19 protein-coding genes are annotated in these 17,111 nt (G+C 65.0%); 16 read left to right on the top strand and 3 right to left on the bottom strand.

Annotated elements, in window-relative coordinates:
• The first annotated feature begins 35 nt into the window (after positions 1–35).
• The 14 genes from rpmH to dapE all read left to right on the top strand — a co-directional run bounded on the left by rpmH (position 36) and on the right by dapE (position 11,467).
• Positions 36–170, top strand: coding sequence for a 50S ribosomal protein L34 (gene rpmH, locus BRA1417_RS0101670; protein ID WP_008542748.1), 135 nt, complete (start codon positions 36–38; stop codon positions 168–170).
• 27 nt (positions 171–197) lie between these two features.
• Complete coding sequence (rnpA, locus tag BRA1417_RS0101675; RefSeq protein WP_027514319.1) at positions 198–638, top strand: ribonuclease P protein component; 441 nt, start codon at positions 198–200, stop codon at positions 636–638.
• A 13-nt stretch (positions 639–651) separates the two neighbouring features.
• Complete coding sequence (gene yidC / locus BRA1417_RS0101680) at positions 652–2,499, top strand: membrane protein insertase YidC (protein ID WP_027514320.1); 1,848 nt, start codon at positions 652–654, stop codon at positions 2,497–2,499.
• Positions 2,500–2,607: 108 nt separating this feature from the next.
• Positions 2,608–3,261, top strand: coding sequence for a ribosome biogenesis GTP-binding protein YihA/YsxC (yihA, locus tag BRA1417_RS0101685; protein WP_027514321.1), 654 nt, complete (start codon positions 2,608–2,610; stop codon positions 3,259–3,261).
• Positions 3,261–3,632: a DUF423 domain-containing protein gene (locus BRA1417_RS0101690; protein ID WP_035968315.1), complete on the top strand. Its 372-nt coding sequence runs from the start codon at positions 3,261–3,263 to the stop codon at positions 3,630–3,632. Before yihA ends, BRA1417_RS0101690 begins: the two co-directional genes overlap by 1 nt.
• Before the next feature lie 81 nt (positions 3,633–3,713).
• On the top strand, positions 3,714–4,601 hold the full coding sequence (gene argB, locus BRA1417_RS0101695; RefSeq protein ID WP_027514323.1) for an acetylglutamate kinase: 888 nt from the start codon (positions 3,714–3,716) through the stop codon (positions 4,599–4,601).
• A gap of 68 nt (positions 4,602–4,669) precedes the next feature.
• On the top strand, positions 4,670–5,656 hold the full coding sequence (locus BRA1417_RS0101700) for a DUF1036 domain-containing protein (RefSeq protein ID WP_027514324.1): 987 nt from the start codon (positions 4,670–4,672) through the stop codon (positions 5,654–5,656).
• A gap of 202 nt (positions 5,657–5,858) precedes the next feature.
• A complete protein-coding gene (locus tag BRA1417_RS0101710; RefSeq protein WP_027514325.1) occupies positions 5,859–6,551 on the top strand; it encodes a pyrimidine 5'-nucleotidase in 693 nt (230 codons plus the stop codon).
• Between the two features lie 25 nt (positions 6,552–6,576).
• A complete protein-coding gene (locus BRA1417_RS0101715) occupies positions 6,577–7,482 on the top strand; it encodes a LysR family transcriptional regulator (RefSeq protein WP_051448262.1) in 906 nt (301 codons plus the stop codon).
• A gap of 107 nt (positions 7,483–7,589) precedes the next feature.
• Positions 7,590–7,949, top strand: coding sequence for a carboxymuconolactone decarboxylase family protein (locus BRA1417_RS0101720; protein ID WP_156948528.1), 360 nt, complete (start codon positions 7,590–7,592; stop codon positions 7,947–7,949).
• Positions 7,950–8,049: 100 nt separating this feature from the next.
• Entirely contained in the window at positions 8,050–8,409 is a 360-nt protein-coding gene (locus BRA1417_RS44620; RefSeq protein WP_198034782.1) for a DUF302 domain-containing protein, read from the top strand.
• 137 nt (positions 8,410–8,546) lie between these two features.
• Complete coding sequence (gene dapD / locus BRA1417_RS0101730) at positions 8,547–9,392, top strand: 2,3,4,5-tetrahydropyridine-2,6-dicarboxylate N-succinyltransferase (protein ID WP_027514329.1); 846 nt, start codon at positions 8,547–8,549, stop codon at positions 9,390–9,392.
• A 258-nt stretch (positions 9,393–9,650) separates the two neighbouring features.
• Positions 9,651–10,304: a DUF805 domain-containing protein gene (locus BRA1417_RS0101735; protein WP_027514330.1), complete on the top strand. Its 654-nt coding sequence runs from the start codon at positions 9,651–9,653 to the stop codon at positions 10,302–10,304.
• Complete coding sequence (gene dapE, locus BRA1417_RS0101740; RefSeq protein ID WP_027514331.1) at positions 10,301–11,467, top strand: succinyl-diaminopimelate desuccinylase; 1,167 nt, start codon at positions 10,301–10,303, stop codon at positions 11,465–11,467. Before BRA1417_RS0101735 ends, dapE begins: the two co-directional genes overlap by 4 nt.
• A gap of 167 nt (positions 11,468–11,634) precedes the next feature.
• Here the strand turns inward: dapE and truA are convergent, their stop codons facing one another.
• The 3 genes from truA to def form a co-directional block, all read right to left on the bottom strand.
• On the bottom strand, positions 11,635–12,372 hold the full coding sequence (gene truA, locus BRA1417_RS0101745; protein WP_027514332.1) for a tRNA pseudouridine(38-40) synthase TruA: 738 nt from the start codon (positions 12,370–12,372) through the stop codon (positions 11,635–11,637).
• 120 nt (positions 12,373–12,492) lie between these two features.
• Complete coding sequence (gene fmt / locus BRA1417_RS0101750) at positions 12,493–13,416, bottom strand: methionyl-tRNA formyltransferase (protein ID WP_027514333.1); 924 nt, start codon at positions 13,414–13,416, stop codon at positions 12,493–12,495.
• A gap of 208 nt (positions 13,417–13,624) precedes the next feature.
• Positions 13,625–14,149: a peptide deformylase gene (gene def, locus BRA1417_RS0101755; protein WP_027514334.1), complete on the bottom strand. Its 525-nt coding sequence runs from the start codon at positions 14,147–14,149 to the stop codon at positions 13,625–13,627.
• 171 nt (positions 14,150–14,320) lie between these two features.
• Here def and BRA1417_RS0101760 point away from each other — a divergent pair, with 171 nt between their 5' ends.
• A complete protein-coding gene (locus BRA1417_RS0101760; protein ID WP_027514335.1) occupies positions 14,321–15,520 on the top strand; it encodes a DNA recombination protein RmuC in 1,200 nt (399 codons plus the stop codon).
• A gap of 180 nt (positions 15,521–15,700) precedes the next feature.
• Positions 15,701–17,065 carry an MFS transporter gene (locus tag BRA1417_RS0101765; protein ID WP_027514336.1) on the top strand — a complete coding sequence of 455 codons (1,365 nt, stop codon included), beginning with the start codon at positions 15,701–15,703 and terminating at the stop codon, positions 17,063–17,065.
• The last annotated feature ends 46 nt before the right edge of the window (positions 17,066–17,111 follow it).

Raw genomic sequence — 17,111 nt, forward strand, 5'->3', positions numbered from 1 at the left:
TACAGGCAAATTGCCCGGTCAGCGGAGAAAAACCCGTGAAGCGGACTTATCAACCCAGCAAACTGGTGCGCAAGCGCCGTCACGGCTTCCGTGCCCGTCTCGCCACGGCCGGCGGCCGAAAGGTGCTCGCCGCCCGACGCGCCCGCGGCCGCAAGCGTCTGAGCGCCTGAGCCGGACCCCCTTTTTGGGATTTCATCATGGATCGGCTGAGGCAGCGAGCGGATTTCCTCGCCGTTGCCAATGGCGCGCGGGTGAATAGCCCCGCGTTCGTCCTGCAAAGCCTCGACCGCCGAAACCTTGGCCGAGACGACAGCGGCCCGATCCGGATCGGCTTCACCGTCACCAAAAAGAACGGCAACGCCCCCCAGCGCAATCGCATCCGGCGCCGGCTTCGCGAATTGGTGAAGCGGCTCGATCCGATGTCGATGCAGCCCCATCATGATTATGTGCTGGTTGGCCGAAGGGACGCGCTCTCGCGCGACTTCGCCACCATGCTCGACGATCTGCGCATAGCGTTCGCGAAGCCGGCGCGGCATACGCACAAGGGACGCGGCTCAAAAAGCAGCCCAACAACCGACTCAAGAACCGACGGCTCAAAGCCCGGCCCCGCTCCTGCGACCAGCCGCAAACCGGATTGATGACGAGAGAATGATGACCGACAACCGCAATACCATCCTCGCCGTCATTCTGTCGGGCTTCGTGCTGATCGCCTGGCAATATTTCTACAACATGCCGGCGATGGAGAAGCAGCGCGCCCAGCAACAGGCCCAGGCCGAGCTGCAGAAGACCACGCCGCAGCCGACGGCTTCCGCGACGCCGGGCGCCACGCCGCAGGCTGGCAGCACGGTCCAGCCGTCGACGCCGAGCACGAACCAGCAAGCCCAGCCGGTCGTTGCCCGCGACGTCGCGATTGCAGCCAGCCCGCGCGTGAAGATCGAGACGCCGCGGATCGCCGGCAGCATCTCGCTGAAGGGCGGCCGCATCGACGACGTCGCGCTGGTGCAGCATCGCGAAACGGTCGATCCGAAGTCGCCGCCGATCATTCTGTATTCGCCCTCGGGCACCGCGGAGCCCTATTACGCCGAGTTCGGCTGGGTGCCGGCGACGGGCGTGACGGCAAAACTGCCGGACGCGCAGACCGTCTGGCAGCAGGACGGCAGCGGCACCCTGACGCCGACGACGCCGGCGGTGCTGAAATGGGACAATGGCGAGGGCCTCAGCTTCCGCCGCACCATCGCGGTCGACGACCACTATCTCTTCACCATCAAGGACGAGGTGAGCAATGTCGGCAACGCGCCGGTCACGCTCTATCCGTTCGCCCTGATCTCACGCCACGGCACGCCGCAGGTCTCCGGCTACTATATCCTGCATGAAGGCCTGATCGGCTATCTCGATGGCTTGCAGGAATACGCCTACAAGAAGATCGACGAAGCCAAGACGGTGAACTTCAAGGCCACCAATGGCTGGCTCGGCATGACCGACAAGTACTGGGCCTCGGCGCTGCTGCCGGACACCACTGCGCCGCTGCAGGCGCGCTTCTCGTCCAACCCGAGCGGCAACGTCCACACCTACCAGACCGACTATCTGCTCGATCCCGTCACCGTCGCGATCGGCGGCTCCGCGACGGCGAACGCGCGGCTGTTCGCCGGCGCCAAGGAAGCCAGCGTGGTCGGCATCAACTTCCCGCTGGCCGGCCATGGCGGCTACAACAAGGAGCTCGGCCTCAACCATTTCGACCTGTTGATCGACTGGGGCTGGTTCTACTTCATCACCAAGCCGATGTTCCTCGGCCTCGACTTCTTCTACCGCTTCTTCGGCAATTTCGGCATCTCGATCCTGCTCGTGACCGTGATCGTGAAGCTGTTGTTCTTCCCGCTGGCGAACAAATCCTACGCCTCGATGGCGAAGATGAAGTCGGTCCAGCCGCAGCTTCAGGCGCTGAAGGAGCGCTTCCCCGACGACAAGGTGAAGCAGCAGCAGGAGATGATGGAGATCTACCGCAAGGAGAAGATCAATCCGGTCGCCGGCTGTCTTCCCGTGGTGATCCAGATCCCGGTGTTCTTCTCGCTCTACAAGGTGCTGTTCGTCACCATCGAGATGCGGCAGGCGCCGTTCTTCGGCTGGATCAAGGACCTCTCGGCGCCGGATCCGACCAATCTGTTCAACCTGTTCGGGTTGATCCCGTTCGATCCAACCACCATTCCCGTGTTCGGCCACTACCTCGCGCTCGGCATCTGGCCGATCATCATGGGCATCACGATGTGGTTCCAGATGAAGCTGAATCCGACGCCGCCGGATCCGACGCAGCAGATGATCTTCAACTGGATGCCGCTGATCTTCACCTTCATGCTGGCGGGCTTCCCGGCGGGCCTCGTGATCTACTGGGCCTGGAACAACACGCTCTCGGTGCTGCAGCAGAGCTTCATCATGCGCCGCAACGGCGTGAAGGTGGAGCTGTTCGACAATCTCAAGGCGACGTTCGCGAAGAAGGCGACGTAGCGGGTCGTCATTGCGAGGAGCGAAGCGAAGAAGCAATCCAGAGTCCGGATGCATTTCTGGATTGCGTCGCTTCGCTCGCAATGACGCGGACAGACAGAAAGCTTGCGCATGACCGACGACAAAGATGCGAAGCTGATCGAGGTCGGGCGAAAGCTGTTCACGCGGGACTGGCAGTTCATCTGGGCCTCGCCTTCGACTGAAACGCTGCCGCCGATGGCGGGGCTGGAGATCGCCTTTGCAGGCCGCTCCAATGTCGGCAAGTCCAGCCTGATCAACGCGTTGACCGGCCGCAACGCGCTCGCGCGCACCTCGCATACGCCGGGCCGCACCCAGGAGCTGATCTTCTTCGAGGTCCCCGGGAAAGGCGAGCTGCGCCTCGTCGACATGCCTGGCTACGGCTATGCCAAGGCGCCGAAGAGCCAGGTCGCGTCCTGGACCGAGCTGATCCACAAATTCCTGCTCGGACGCGCCAGCCTCGCGCGCGTCTACGTGCTGGTGGACGCGCGGCACGGCCTCAAGGACGTCGATCTCGAAGTCCTGAAGACACTCGATCGCTCAGCGGTCAGCTACCAGCTCGTGCTGACCAAGGCCGACCAGATCAAGGCCGCCGAGCTCCAATCGCGCATCGTCGAGACCGAGGCCGCGCTCGCCAAGCGTCCGGCCGCGTTCCCGAACGTGCTCGCGACCTCGTCCCGGAGCGCGACCGGCATGGCCGAGCTGCGCGCCGCGATCGCAAAGCTGCTGGAAGAGCGGACCTCGTGATGGCGGCATTCCGCCTGCTGATCGGGCTTGCCGGTGTGATGGGCGCCGCCGGCGTCGCGCTGGCCGCCGCTTCCGCGCATGGCGGCGATGCGAGCCGGCTCGCCGCCGCAAGCGCCATGCTGCTGTTTCATGCAACGGCCATGCTTGCGGCCGTCGCCCTGCTCGGGCGCGGCCTTCTGCACGACGGAATTGGCATCATCGCTGCGTCCGGCTTCGCAGCTGGCGCGGCGCTGTTCGCGGGCGACCTCACCTTGCGGCAATATGCCGGGCATTCGCTGTTTCCCTATGCGGCGCCGACCGGTGGATCGGTGATGATCTTGAGCTGGCTGGCGGTGACGCTCGCGGCGGTGGTGGTGAAGCGCAGTCCGTAGCCCGGGGGTGAAGACCACTTTGCGCCCCGCCCGCCAATCGGATAGAACGCGGCCGAGTATCCCGCCAGCGAGATCCGCCTCATGACCGAAATCTCCCCGCTCGACCAGGCCCGCATCCTGTCCGAAGCGCTGCCGCACATGCAGCAGTATGACGAGGAAACCATCGTCATCAAGTATGGCGGCCATGCCATGGGCGACGAGGAGACCGCTAGGAATTTTGCGCGCGACATCGTGCTGCTCGAGCAGACCGCGATCAATCCGGTGGTGGTGCATGGCGGCGGCCCGCAGATCGCGACCATGCTCAAGCGCCTCGGCATCGTCTCCGAATTTGCCGCCGGCCTGCGCATCACCGACGCCGCGACGATTGAGATCGTCGAGATGGTGCTCGCCGGCTCGGTCAACAAGCAAATCGTCGGCTACATCAACGAAGCGGGCGGCAAGGCGGTGGGACTGTCCGGCAAGGACGCCAATATGGTGAAGGCGTCCAAGACGACGCGCACCATCATGGATCCTGACTCGCAGATCGAGAAGGCGGTCGATCTCGGCTTCGTCGGCGATCCCGAGAAAGTCGATCTCACGCTGCTCAACCAGCTGATCGGCTACGAGCTGATCCCCGTGCTCGCGCCGCTCGCGACCTCGAAAGAGGGCCAGACGCTGAACGTCAACGCCGACACTTTCGCCGGCGCCGTGGCCGGCGCGCTGAAGGCAAAGCGGCTGCTGCTGCTCACCGACGTACCGGGCGTGCTCGACAAGTCCAAGAAGCTGATCCCGCAGCTCTCGGTCAAGGACGCGCGTAAGCTGATCGCTGACGGCACCATTTCCGGCGGCATGATCCCGAAGGTCGAGACCTGCATCTACGCGCTCGAACAGGGCGTGGAGGGTGTCGTCATCATCGACGGCAAGATGCAGCACGCGGTCTTGCTCGAGCTCTTCACCAACACCGGCACGGGCACGCTGATCCACAAGTGATGCGAGAGCGAACAGGAACAGAACTGGGAGAGCGGCGGCATCGCCGCTCGACCTTGACCCGTTTCCTGATGACGCTCCCTGCCGCGGCCATCTCGTTCGTGTTCTCCTCCGCACCGGCCTTTGCCGACCTCAAGATCTGCAATCGCATGTCCTATGTCGTCGAGGCCGCGATCGGCATCGACGACAAGGCGGCGACTGCGACGCGCGGCTGGTTCAGGATCGACCCCGCTACCTGCCGCGTGGTGGTGCAGGGCACGCTCTCCGCCGACCGCATCCTGCTCAACGCCCGCGCGCTCGGCGTCTACGGCGCATCCCCGATCCCGCAGAACGGCAGCGACACGCTGTGCGTCGCGCAGGACAATTTCGTCATCGCGGCCGCGCGACAGTGCCGCAGCGGCCAGACCCAGGCCGCCTTCACCCAGATCACGCCGACGCAAGGCGCGGACGGCAATTTCGTCGCCTATCTCGCCGAGGACTCCGAATATGACGACGAGCAGGCCCGCCTTGCCGGCATCCAGCGGCTCTTGGTGATCGCAGGTTACGACGCCGCGCCGATCGACGGCGTCGACGGGCCGAAGACGCAAGGCGCGCTGGCCGCTTTCCTGAAGAGCCGCGGATTGTCGTCCGACATCCTGTCGTCGCCGAACTTCTTCAAGACCATGGTCGATGCCGTGCAGACGCCGTCTGCGACCGGCCTCACCTGGTGCAACGACACCACGCACAAGGTGATGGCGGCGGTCGCCACCGACGACGGCAAGTCGGTAACGAGCCGCGGCTGGTATCGCATCGACCCCAAGACCTGCCTGCACCCTGATGTCAGCGGTCAGCCGAAGCAGATCTTCAGCTTCGCGGAAGCCATCGACGCCGACAACCGCATCGTCAAGCTGAAGGACAAGCCGCTGAACTGGGGCGGCGACAAGCAGCTTTGCACGCGCGAGACCAAGTTCGAAACCAACGAGCAGACCGACTGCGGCGCGCGCGGTTTTGCGGCGACGGGCTTTGGCGCGGTGGACATGTCGAGCGGCGGCAAGACGCTGCGGTTTGCGATGCCGTGATGCGTGGTGTTGTGATCGTACCGGTGCCATGCACTCCGCTGTCGTCCTGGCGAAAGCCAGGACCCATTACCCCGGGATTGGGTTTGGCAGAGAACGACGACCAGGGTGCCCCAATGATCGGTCACGGCGTATGGGTCCTGGCCTTCGCCAGGACGACGATTGAGGGTGGGGCCGCGCAGCGGTCAACGGATAGAGAGTGAAAATGACCTCACCCAGCGCCTTTGCCCATGTCGACACCTGGGTGTTCGACCTCGACAACACGCTCTATCCGCACCACGTCAATTTGTGGCAGCAGGTCGATGCGCGGATTACCGAGTTCGTTTGCAACTGGCTGAACCTGACACCGGTGGAAGCGCGCAAGATCCAGAAGGATTATTACCAGCGCTTCGGTACCACCATGCGCGGCATGATGACCCTGCATGGCGTCCGCGCCGACGACTATCTCGCCTACGTCCACAAGATCGACCACTCACCGCTGGAGCCGAACCCGGCGCTGGGCGAGGCCATCGCAAAACTGCCGGGACGAAAGCTGATCCTGACCAACGGTTCGGTCGATCATGTCGATGCGGTGCTGGCGCGGCTCGGCTTTGCCACGCATTTCGACGGCGTGTTCGACATCATCGCCGCCGACTTCGAGCCGAAGCCGGCGCCGCAGACCTACCGCAAGTTTCTCGCCGACCATTCGGTCGATCCGACCCGCGCCGCGATGTTCGAGGACCTCGCCCGCAACCTCACCGTCCCGCACGAGCTCGGCATGACCACCGTGCTGGTGATACCGGACGGGACGAAAGAGGTCGTGCGCGAGGACTGGGAGCTGGCGGGCCGTGACGCCGCCCATGTCGACCACGTCACGGATGATCTGGCGGGGTTTTTGCAGTCGTTCGCGATCGGCTGAGCCCCGCAGCAACGCAGGAGCGACCGTGCCCCAGAAGCCGACAGATTTGGCTGCGATCGAATGGGAAGACCTGCGCTACTTCCTGCACCTGGCTCGCGAAAAAAGCCTCTCGGGTGCCGCACGAAAGCTGGGCACCACGCAGCCGACAATGAGCCGACGCCTCGAGCTGTTCGAAAGGAAGCTCGGTGCAATCCTGTTCGACCGCCTTCCGTCCGGACTTCGACTCTCCGACACCGGACGACAAATCCTTGATTATGCCGAGAGGATGGAGGACGCAGCACTTGCGGCGCAGCGGATCGCAGTCGGCAGCAGCGCTGGACTGACCGGAACGGTGCGCGTGACCTCGCCCGAATGGCTCGGGGCACGGATCCTCTCGCCTTTGCTGGCGAAGTTCTGCGCGGCGCATCCGACCGTCACCGTCGAGCTGGTTACTGACGCCGAGGCCCTGAGCCTCACGCGGCGGGAGATAGATGTCGCCCTGCGCTTCGGGCGCTTCCAGCAGGAGGGACTGATGCAGCGGAAGATCGGCAGCATTCCGTTCGAGCTTTATGCTGCTGCTGCGTATCTCAAGGTAAAGGGACCGCCCGATTTTTCGGGCGGTGGCGCCGACGCTGCGCTCATCACGATGAACGCGGCGCTCGCCGAAAGCGTTGCGGAGACGAAATGGCTGCGTCGCTATCTGCCGCTGGCACATGTTGGATTCTGCAGCAACAGCCGCGATGGTCAGGCCGCGGCAGCCGCCGCCGGCGCGGGGCTGGTTTGCTTGCCAACTCGCCTGGCCTCAGCCTATCCCGCGCTTCGTTCCATCAAGACGCCGGCGCCCGTCCCGAGCCGCGAGCTCTGGCTGGGATTTCATCGCGATACCGGCAAGGTCCGGCGGGTTCGCGCCGTGGTGGACTTCATCGCTGGAGAATTCCGTCAATTCGCCTGAGGCTTCGGCAAGCTGTATGCCGGCCATACGCCCATAGCTGATGGCTCCGGCGAGACCGCACGTCTATCTCTCGAGCTGGCAACCCCTGCCGTTCGAGGAGAGAGACAATGATGATGGATTGGAGCGCCTATCGGAGCGACTTGCTGGCGCGGATCGGCGACATTGGCGCCCTAAGCCCGGCGACGCTGAAGGGTTATCGCGAACTTGGGGCGGCTGGCGCCCAGACAGGAAAGCTGGACGACAAGACGCGCGAGTTGATCGCACTGGCGGCGGCCGTGACCGCCCGCTGCGACGGGTGTATTGCGGTTCACGCCGACGCCGCCGCACGTTACGGCGCAAGCCGCGAGGAGCTCGCGGAGGCCCTCGGCGTTGCGATTGCGATCGGTGCGGGTGCTTCGTTGGTCTACTCTGCACGGACGCTCGAAGCGTTCGATGCGAGCAGGGCACCAAGGCCGGACGAAGGCTGATCCGATGTCGCAAACACTGCAATCCGTGGCGTTCTCCGGATGCGGCTCGGCCGCAAGCTCGTTTCAACGGTCGGTCTCATCTTCGCTGACCGTCGAAGAGGTGGTCGCCCGCTTGAAGCAGGGAATTATTGCCGCAGACCTCTGGATCCTGCACGAGATCGACCCGCAAATGCTGCTCAGTCGTGGCGGCTTCGCCATCGGCCCCGCGCGTCAGGTCCTTTTTTTCCATCCACGGCTGATGTCGCGGCTGCTGGCCGCCGATAGTGCGGCGCTGCTCGAGGCCCCCCTGAAGTTCGCCGTGATCGGCTTTCCCGACGGTCAAGCCGAACTGCGATGGCTTGATCCGGCTATCGCCTTCGCGCGCTACCGCTCGCCGGCCTTGACTGAACTCGGAAATGAGCTCGCCGGCCTCTGCGAGGGTATCGTGAACGGCATCGATCTCGCGGGCACATCAAAATAGCGGCGGGCCATGTCCCGGGCCATGTCCCGGGCGCATCCGAACGCGCCGGGACATCGCCGACTGCGTTCTTGACTCTCTCGCTCCAAGTCCCGAAAAAGCGATCCAAATTCCCGCAAATACCGCTCAAGGATCGCCAAATGTCCCTGTCCGCCCTCGAATCCACCATCAACGGCGCCTTCGAGGCGCGCGACGGCGTCTCGACCTCGACCAGGGGCGAGGTCCGCGAGGCCGTGGATCACGCGCTGGAGATTCTGGACAAGGGTGAGGCCCGCGTTGCCGAGCGCGGGGCCGACGGCAAGTGGAAGGTCAATCAATGGCTGAAGAAGGCGGTGCTGCTCTCGTTCCGCCTCAACGACATGGGCGCCATTCCCGGCGGCCCCGGCAAGGCGGCCTGGTGGGACAAGGTGCCCTCGAAGTTCGACGGCTGGGGTGAGAACCGCTTTCGCGACGCCGGCTTCCGCGCCGTCCCCGGCTCCATCGTGCGCCGCTCGGCCTTCATCGCCCGCAACGTCGTGCTGATGCCGTCCTTCGTCAATCTCGGCGCCTATGTCGATGAATCCACCATGATCGACACCTGGTCGACCGTCGGCTCCTGCGCGCAGATCGGCAAGCGCGTGCACATCTCCGGCGGTGTCGGCATCGGCGGCGTGCTCGAGCCGCTGCAGGCCGAGCCTGTCATCATCGAGGACGATTGCTTCATCGGCGCGCGTTCCGAGGTCGCCGAAGGCGTGATCGTGCGCAAGGGCGCGGTGCTGTCGATGGGCGTGTTCCTGGGTGCGTCGACCAAGATCGTCGACCGCGACACCGGCGAGATCTTTATCGGCGAGGTGCCGGAATATTCGGTCGTCGTTCCCGGCGCGCTGCCCGGCAAGCCCATGAAGAACGGCCAGATCGGCCCGAGCACCGCCTGCGCCGTCATCGTCAAGCGCGTCGACGAGCGCACGCGCTCCAAGACCAGCATCAACGAGCTGCTGCGGGATTGAGACTCTCTTCTCCCTCTCCCCGTTCTTACGGGGCCGCGACGAGCTTCGCTCGCGCTGAGAGGGTTGGGGTGAGGGGCCTCTCTCCACGGATGAGATTGCCGTGAGACCTGTACCCCCTCACCCGGATCGCAAGGGCGATCCGACCTCTCCCCGCAAGCGGGGCGAGGTGAAAGAAGCCCCTTGCGGCTCCTCATCGAACCCACCCTCCCCCAATCTCGACCAACATCCGGGCGACCTCTCCCGCCCGGAGCCTTTGGCATGGACTGGACCTGGTATCTCTTCCGCTTCGACGGCCGCATCAACCGCGCCTTGCTGTGGCAAGCGCTGCTGATCGTCATGTTGCTGGCCTGCATGCTCGGGATGATCGACCAGGCCATCAAGGTGCTGAACGGGGCCGCGACTTTCGCCTTCAACTTCAAGGTCGACTTCGATTTCGGTGTCGACGACATCTTCAACGTGGTTGATCCCAGGGCCTACCGTCTGCTGGCAACCACGGATCGCGCGCCTCTCATCCTCAAGGTGCTCGGCAGCTCGCTATTCCTGTGGATCTATCTCGCAACCGCGACCAAGCGGCTGCACGATCGCGACCGGAGCGGCTGGTGGCTGGTTCCGTTCTTCGTCGTGCCCGCGTTGTTCGACCAGTTCTCGGACCTGCTGCCCACCGCATCAAACTGGGTTCTTGCCCTCGCCTGGGCCGTGCACATTCCGTGGTTTTGGGGCCTCGTGGAAATGTTCATTGTGCGCGGCACCTCGGGCGACAACCGGTTCGGCGCCGATCCGTTGGCCGAGGTTGAAGATGGCTCCGCGCCCGCCCCGCCTGCGGCGAAAAGCTGGGACCAGCAGAGCGAGATCGAATTTGTCCCGCCCAGTGCTAGCCCACCCGGCGGCATGCATGTTAAGCGGGGCGCATGACCGATGCTCTCTCGATTGCCCGCGATCTCATCCGCTGCCCCTCGGTAACCCCTGAAGATGCCGGTGCGCTGGGCGTGCTCGAACAGGCCCTCAACGCGGCAGGCTTCACATGCCATCGCGTCACCTTCAGCGAGCCCGGCACCGCCGACGTCGACAATCTCTATGCGCGGATCGGCACTGACGGGCCGCACATCACCTTTGCCGGCCACACCGACGTGGTGCCGCCGGGCGACGAGAGCGCCTGGAGCGTCGGCGCGTTCTCGGGCGAGGTCCGGGACGGCTTTCTACATGGCCGCGGCGCGGTCGACATGAAGGGCGGCATCGCCTGCTCGGTCGCCGCGGTGCTGGAGCATCTCGCCGCGAACGACGGCAAGCCGCGCGCGGACGGACAGGGCTCGATCTCGTTCCTGATCACTGGCGACGAGGAAGACGTCTCCATCAACGGCACCATCAAGCTGCTGCAATGGGCGGCGGAGCGCGGCGAGAAATTCGACCATTGCGTGCTGGGCGAGCCCTCCAATGTCGAGACGCTCGGCGACACCATCAAGGTCGGCCGCCGCGGCTCGCAATCCGGCACGCTGTATGTCGACGGCGTGCAGGGCCACGTCGCCTACCCGCACCGCGCCGCCAATCCGGTGCCTGATATCTCGCGGCTGATCGTGGCGATCTCGGACGAGCCGCTCGACCATGGCAGCGCGCAGTTCCAAGCCTCCAATCTCGAATTCACCTCGGTCGACGTCGGCAACACCGCCAATAACGTCATCCCGGGACAAGCCCGCGCAAAATTCAACATCCGCTACAACGACAACCACACCCAGGCGAGCCTGCGCGAGCTGGTCGAGACGCGGCTGACCAAAGCCTGCGGCAACCGCATTCGCGCCCGCATCGTCTGGGAGCCCTCGAACTCGAACGTGTTCGTGACCAAGCCCGGACCGTTCACCGAGCTCGCGGTGTCCGCGATCGAGGAGGTGACGGGCCGCAAGCCGGAGCTGTCGACGTCGGGCGGCACCTCGGATGCGCGCTTCATCTCGAGCTATTGCCCGGTGATCGAATTCGGCCTGGTCGGCCAGACCATGCACCAGGTCGACGAGCGCGTGCCGGTTCAGGATCTGGAGCAGTTGACGAAGGTGTATCGCGGGATTTTGGCGAGGTATTTTGGGTAGGCTCTTCTTCCCGCCCAAACTCCGCTGTCATCGCCCGACTTGATCGGGCGATCCAGTATTCCAGAGACGGCAGTGACTGAGCCGAGAGGCCGCGGCGTACTGGATGCCCCGGTCAAGCCGGGGCATGACAGTGGTGGATGTAGCGAGAGCGCGCGCCCTCACCCCAATCAGTAATCCACCTGCATCAGATACAGCCCGTCTGGCGGGGCGACGATGCCGCAAGCGGCGCGGTTGCGCGCGGCGAGCGCTGCGGAGAGATCGTCAGCAGTCCAGCGGCCTTCGCCGACCCACATCAGCGACCCCACCATCGAGCGCACCTGGCTGTGCAGGAACGAGCGCGCCGAGGTGAGAATAATGATCTCGCGCCCGTCGCGCAGGACGTCGAGCTGATCGAGCGTCTTCTCCGGTGACTTGGCTTGGCACTCGGTGTCGCGGAAGGTGGTGAAATCGTGCTTGCCGAGCAGGCGCTGTGCCGCCGCATGCATCGCATCGGCGTCGAGCCGGCGCGGCACGCGCCAGGCGTGGCCGGCATCGAGCGCGAGATTGGCACGGGTGTTGACGATACGGTAGCGGTAGTGGCGCTTCACGGCCGAGAAGCGCGCCTCGAAACTATCGGGCACGATGTCCGCATCGAGCACGGCGATCGGATGCGGGCGCAGATGCGCATTCAAGCCGTCGCGAAAACGGCCAGGTGGAAACTGTTTCTCAATGTCGACATGCGCGACCTGGCCCCGCGCATGCACGCCGGCATCGGTGCGGCCGGCGCCATGCACGCGCGCATCCGCGCCGGTCATCGCCTTCACCGCCGCTTCCAGCGCGCCTTGCACCGAGGGCAGCGTCTCCTGCACCTGCCAGCCGAAGAACGGCGCGCCGTCATATTCGATGATGAGCTTGTAGCGGGGCATCTTGTCCAGTTTCGCTGTCATCGCCCGGCTCGACCGGGCGATCCAGTACTCCGCAGCCTATCCATTCGACCGAGAAGCCTCGGCGTACTGGATACCCCGCCTTCGCGGGGTATGACAGCGTCAGGTGAATTTGGCGCCGGTCTTCAACGGCACGCCGCGCAGGAAGTCCGCGGCCTGCATGCGCGCCTTGCCTTCGCGTTGGAGCTCGATCAGGCGGATTGCACCCTCGCCGCAGGCGACGGTGAGGTGATCGTTGAGCACCTCGCCGGGTGCGCCCGTGCCTTTCGCCAGCTCGCAGCGCAGGATCTTGACCCGCGCATTCTCAAGCTCGGCCCAGGCGCCAGGAAACGGCGACAGGCCGTGGATATGGCGCAGCACCTCGCGCGCGGGCCTGGTCCAGTCGATCCGCGCTTCGGCCTTGTCGATCTTGGCGGCATAGGTGACGCCGTCCTCGGTCTGCTGCTTGAGCTGGAGCCCGCCGCGGTCGAGCGCGGCCATGGCGCGCACCATGAGATCGGCACCGAGCCGGGACAGACGATCATGCAGATCGAGCGCAGTCATATTGTCCGTGATCGCGAGCCGTTCCGCCATGGCGACGTCGCCGGTGTCGAGGCCAACATCCATCTTCATCACCATCACGCCGGTCTCGGCATCGCCGGCCATGATCGCGCGGTTGATGGGAGCGGCGCCGCGCCAGCGTGGCAGCAGCGAGGCGTGCAGGTTGTAGCAGCCGAGCTTTGGCGCATCGAGGATCGCCTGCGGCAGGATCATGCCATAGGCGACGACGACGGCCGCGTCGGCGTCGAAGGCGCGAAATGCTTCCAGCGCCTCCGGCGTCTTCAAACTCTTCGGCGTCAGAACGGGCACGCCGAGCTTTCGCGCGGCCTCTTCCACGGGGGTCGGCTGCAATTGCAGCCCGCGCCGGCCGCCGGGCTTCGGCGCGCGCGTGTACACGGCCGCGATCTCGTGGCCATGCGCTACGAGTTCGAGCAGCGTCGGCACGGAGAAATCGGGCGTGCCCATGAAGATCAGGCGGAGGGGCATGACAAGGACTCGGTACGTTCCCTCCCCCTTGTGGGGGAGGGTGAGGGAGAGGGGTGCCACACGACGCGCTCTCTCGGCTGGAGCGTTCGCGGTGCGCACCCGATTTGGATGACGGAGAGACTTCCGCCTGGGCTACCCCTCTCCCCCGCCCTCCCCCACAAGGGGGGAGGGAGCGCAGGGGAATGTGGGGCAGCACAGTCGCTTGTACTCACTCGCCGCGCTTGGCGGCTTTCTCGAACTTCTTCAGCACGCGGTCGCGCTTGAGCTTTGACAGATAGTCGACGAACAGCACGCCGTTGAGGTGGTCGATCTCGTGCTGGATGCAGGTGGCGTAGAGGCCTTCGGCATCCTCCTCGTGCACCTTGCCGTCGAGATCGGTGTAGCGCACCCGCACCTTCGCAGGGCGCTCGACCTCCTCGTAATATTCGGGAATCGACAGGCAGCCTTCCTCGTAGACCGACAGGTCCTCCGACGAGGCGATGATTTCGGGGTTGATGAAGACGCGCGGCTCGGGCTTGGTCTCGCCGTCCTGATCAGGCTTGGCGAGGTCCATGGTGATCAGCCGCAGCGGCTGCGCGATCTGGATCGCCGCGAGCCCGATGCCGGGCGCGTCGTACATGGTCTCGAACATGTCGTCGGCAAGCTTGCGGATCTCCGGCGTGACCTTCTCGATCGGCTTGGAGACCAGACGCAGCTGCTTGTCGGGCAGGATGATGATTTCTCTGAGGGCCATGGCCGCGATTTAAGCCGCGCGTTCGATGCGGTCAATCCGGCCGGGAACCCCGTTAACCCTCCGTTAACCATAAAACTTCGCCTTTCGTTAACCATAAAAATTAGCGGACCGTTTACCATAAATGTTCGCTATTCGTTCGTGTCTCCGAGCGAATCGGCTAGAAGCAGGGGCATGAACGAGATCATTTTCATGCTCGGCGACTGGCCGGTGCGCACCGTGGACGCGCTGATCGGCTTTGGCGCCCTGGTCCTCATCCTGATGGTGGTGATCGCCGTCGTGATCGCGCGCTCCGGGCGACGCGGCGCGGAACTCGCGATGGCCAACGCCATCCGCGCCGACGAACTCGAGGAGCGCATCAGCCAGATGCTGCATGCCCAGAGCGAGGCTTCGGGGCGGGTCGACGCCATGACCCAGACGCTGGCCGGCCGCCAGGCCGACATGGCACGCGCGGTCAACGAGCGGCTGGATTCGGTGACCCACCGGGTCGGCCAATCCATGGAGCACACCACCCGCAACACCATGGAGAGCCTGCGCGCGCTGCACGAGCGGCTCGGCATCATCGACAGCGCGCACAAGAACCTCACCGACCTCACCACGCAGGTGACGACCTTGCGCGACGTGCTCGCCAACAAGCAGTCGCGCGGCGCCTTCGGTCAGGCGCGGATGGAGGCGATCGTCCAGGACGGTCTGCCGAAGGGCGCCTACGAGTTCCAGTTCACGCTCTCGACCGGCAAGCGGCCGGACTGCGTCGTGTTCCTGCCCGACCAGCGGCCACTCTGCATCGACGCGAAGTTTCCGCTGGAAGCGATGACCGCGCTGCATGACGCGCGGAGCGACGAGGAGAAGCGGATCGCCACGCAGCGGCTGCGCGGCGATGTCATGAAGCATGTCAGCGACATCTCCGAGAAATACCTCGTCGCCGGCGAGACCCAGGACATGGCACTGATGTTCGTGCCGTCGGAATCGGTCTACGCCGAGATCCACGACGGTTTCGACGACGTCATCCAGAAGGCGTATCGCGCCCGCGTCGTGCTGGTGTCGCCGTCGCTGCTGATGCTGGCGATCCAGGTGATGCAGCAGATCATGAAGGACGCGCGCATGCGCGATGCCGCCGACCAGATCCGCACCGAGGTGATCAAGCTCGGCGACGACCTCGGCCGCCTGCGCGATCGCGTGCTGAAATTGCAGAAGCACTTTGCCGACGCCAACGAAGACGTCCGCCAGATCCTGATCTCCGCCGACAAGATCGAGAAGCGCGCCGGGCGGATCGAAGAACTCGATTTCAGCAAGAGCGATGCGCCCGAAGCCCCGCATCTGGTTGCAACCGGCGTTGCCGAGCTGTTCCCGCGGAAGCTCCAGGCGGGGGAGTGACTTTCCTTACCTCGCCCCGCTTGCGGGGAGAGGTCGGATCGCCCTTGTGATCCGGGTGAGGGGGTACAGGTCTCACAACCATCTCATTTGTGGAGAGAGGCCCCTCACCCCGACCCTCTCCCCGTAAGAACGGGGAGAGGGAGAAGAGGCAGCGCTCCCAGAATCTGCTAACACCCTGCCATGACCGCACCCGACGCGACCTCCCCTGCCGGCCCCGGCACGGCCCCGACCTCCTGGCGTGACAGCCTTGCCGTTTACCTGCAGCCGCGGGTGCTGATCGTGCTGTTCCTCGGCTTCTCGTCGGGGCTGCCGCTGGCGCTGTCGGGCTCGACGCTGCTGGTGTGGATGCGGGAATCCGGCGTCGATCTCAAGACCATCGGGCTGTTTGCGCTGGTCGGCACGCCCTACACGCTGAAATTCCTGTGGGCGCCGCTGGTGGACGCGATGCATGTGCCGCTGTTCACGCGCGCGTTCGGGCGGCGCCGCGGCTGGCTGCTGTTCTCGCAATTGCTGCTGATCGCAGCGATCCTGCTGCTGGCGCTGACCGATCCCGCGCGCTCGCCGTTCTATGTCGCGCTCGGCGCGTTGCTGGTGGCGACGGCCTCGTCGACGCAGGACATCGTGGTCGACGCCTTTCGCGTCGAGAGCCTGCCGGAGAGCGAGCAGGCCGCCGGGATGGCGTCCTATGTCGCGGCCTATCGTATCGGCATGCTGATCTCGACTGCCGGCGCGCTGTTCATCGTCTCGGGCTTCGAGAGCACCGGCATCACCCGCACATCCGCCTGGATGTGGGGCTATGTAGTGATGGCGGCGATGGTGCTGATCGGGACGTTCACGGCGCTGGTGGCGACCGAGCCCGAGCAGTCGGTGCGGGCGGAAGCCGCGACGCAGACGCAGACCGCGTTGGCGCGCGTGCTGCACGCGGCGATCGGGGCCTTCTCGGAATTCTTGACGCGCAAGGACGCGCTTGCGGCACTCGCCTTCGTCGTGCTGTTCAAGTTCACCGACGCCTTCTCCGGCACGATGACCGCGCCGTTCGTGATCGACCTCGGCTTCTCCCGTAACGACTATGCGGCGATCGTGAAAGGCGTCGGTCTCGCCGCGACGCTGATCGGCGGCTTTGCCGGCGGCTTCGTCGCGCGGCGCTATTCGCTTGCGACCAGCCTCTGGATCGGCGGCGTGGTGCAGGCGCTCGCGAACCTCTCCTTTTCCTGGCTGGCCTTCGTCGGCACCAGCCAATGGGCGCTCGCCTTCGCCATCACTTGTGAGAACTTCACCAGCGCCATCGGCACGGTGATCTTCGTCGCTTATCTTTCTGCGCTCTGCCAGAACCCGCTGCACACGGCGACGCAATATGCGCTGCTCACAGCACTTGCCGCGGTGGGGCGGACTTATCTCTCGTCAGGCGCCGGCTTCGTGGCTGATACCACCGGCTGGCCGCTGTTCTTCGTGATCTGCATGCTGGTGGCGATCCCGAGCCTGGTGCTGCTGGCCTGGCTGCAGAAGCGCGGGCATTTTGACGCGCTGGGGCCGGTGAGGGTTTGACACTGCCGCTGTCATGCCCCGCGAAGGCGGGGCATCCAGTATTCCA

Origin of the sequence: Bradyrhizobium sp. WSM1417 (genome assembly GCF_000515415.1) — a bacterium.
GTDB lineage: Bacteria > Pseudomonadota > Alphaproteobacteria > Rhizobiales > Xanthobacteraceae > Bradyrhizobium.

Coding starts and splice junctions, on each gene's coding strand:
- BRA1417_RS0101765 (WP_027514336.1), top strand. CDS start 15,701: ATGACCGCACCCGACGCGACCTCCCCTGCCGGCCCCGGCACGGCCCCG.
- truA (WP_027514332.1), bottom strand. CDS start 12,372: ATGCCCCGCTACAAGCTCATCATCGAATATGACGGCGCGCCGTTCTTC.
- argB (WP_027514323.1), top strand. CDS start 3,714: ATGACCGAAATCTCCCCGCTCGACCAGGCCCGCATCCTGTCCGAAGCG.
- BRA1417_RS0101700 (WP_027514324.1), top strand. CDS start 4,670: ATGACGCTCCCTGCCGCGGCCATCTCGTTCGTGTTCTCCTCCGCACCG.
- rnpA (WP_027514319.1), top strand. CDS start 198: ATGGATCGGCTGAGGCAGCGAGCGGATTTCCTCGCCGTTGCCAATGGC.
- def (WP_027514334.1), bottom strand. CDS start 14,149: ATGGCCCTCAGAGAAATCATCATCCTGCCCGACAAGCAGCTGCGTCTG.
- dapE (WP_027514331.1), top strand. CDS start 10,301: ATGACCGATGCTCTCTCGATTGCCCGCGATCTCATCCGCTGCCCCTCG.
- dapD (WP_027514329.1), top strand. CDS start 8,547: ATGTCCCTGTCCGCCCTCGAATCCACCATCAACGGCGCCTTCGAGGCG.
- yidC (WP_027514320.1), top strand. CDS start 652: ATGACCGACAACCGCAATACCATCCTCGCCGTCATTCTGTCGGGCTTC.
- BRA1417_RS0101690 (WP_035968315.1), top strand. CDS start 3,261: ATGGCGGCATTCCGCCTGCTGATCGGGCTTGCCGGTGTGATGGGCGCC.
- BRA1417_RS0101760 (WP_027514335.1), top strand. CDS start 14,321: ATGAACGAGATCATTTTCATGCTCGGCGACTGGCCGGTGCGCACCGTG.
- BRA1417_RS0101710 (WP_027514325.1), top strand. CDS start 5,859: ATGACCTCACCCAGCGCCTTTGCCCATGTCGACACCTGGGTGTTCGAC.
- BRA1417_RS0101720 (WP_156948528.1), top strand. CDS start 7,590: ATGATGATGGATTGGAGCGCCTATCGGAGCGACTTGCTGGCGCGGATC.
- BRA1417_RS0101735 (WP_027514330.1), top strand. CDS start 9,651: ATGGACTGGACCTGGTATCTCTTCCGCTTCGACGGCCGCATCAACCGC.
- fmt (WP_027514333.1), bottom strand. CDS start 13,416: ATGCCCCTCCGCCTGATCTTCATGGGCACGCCCGATTTCTCCGTGCCG.
- yihA (WP_027514321.1), top strand. CDS start 2,608: ATGACCGACGACAAAGATGCGAAGCTGATCGAGGTCGGGCGAAAGCTG.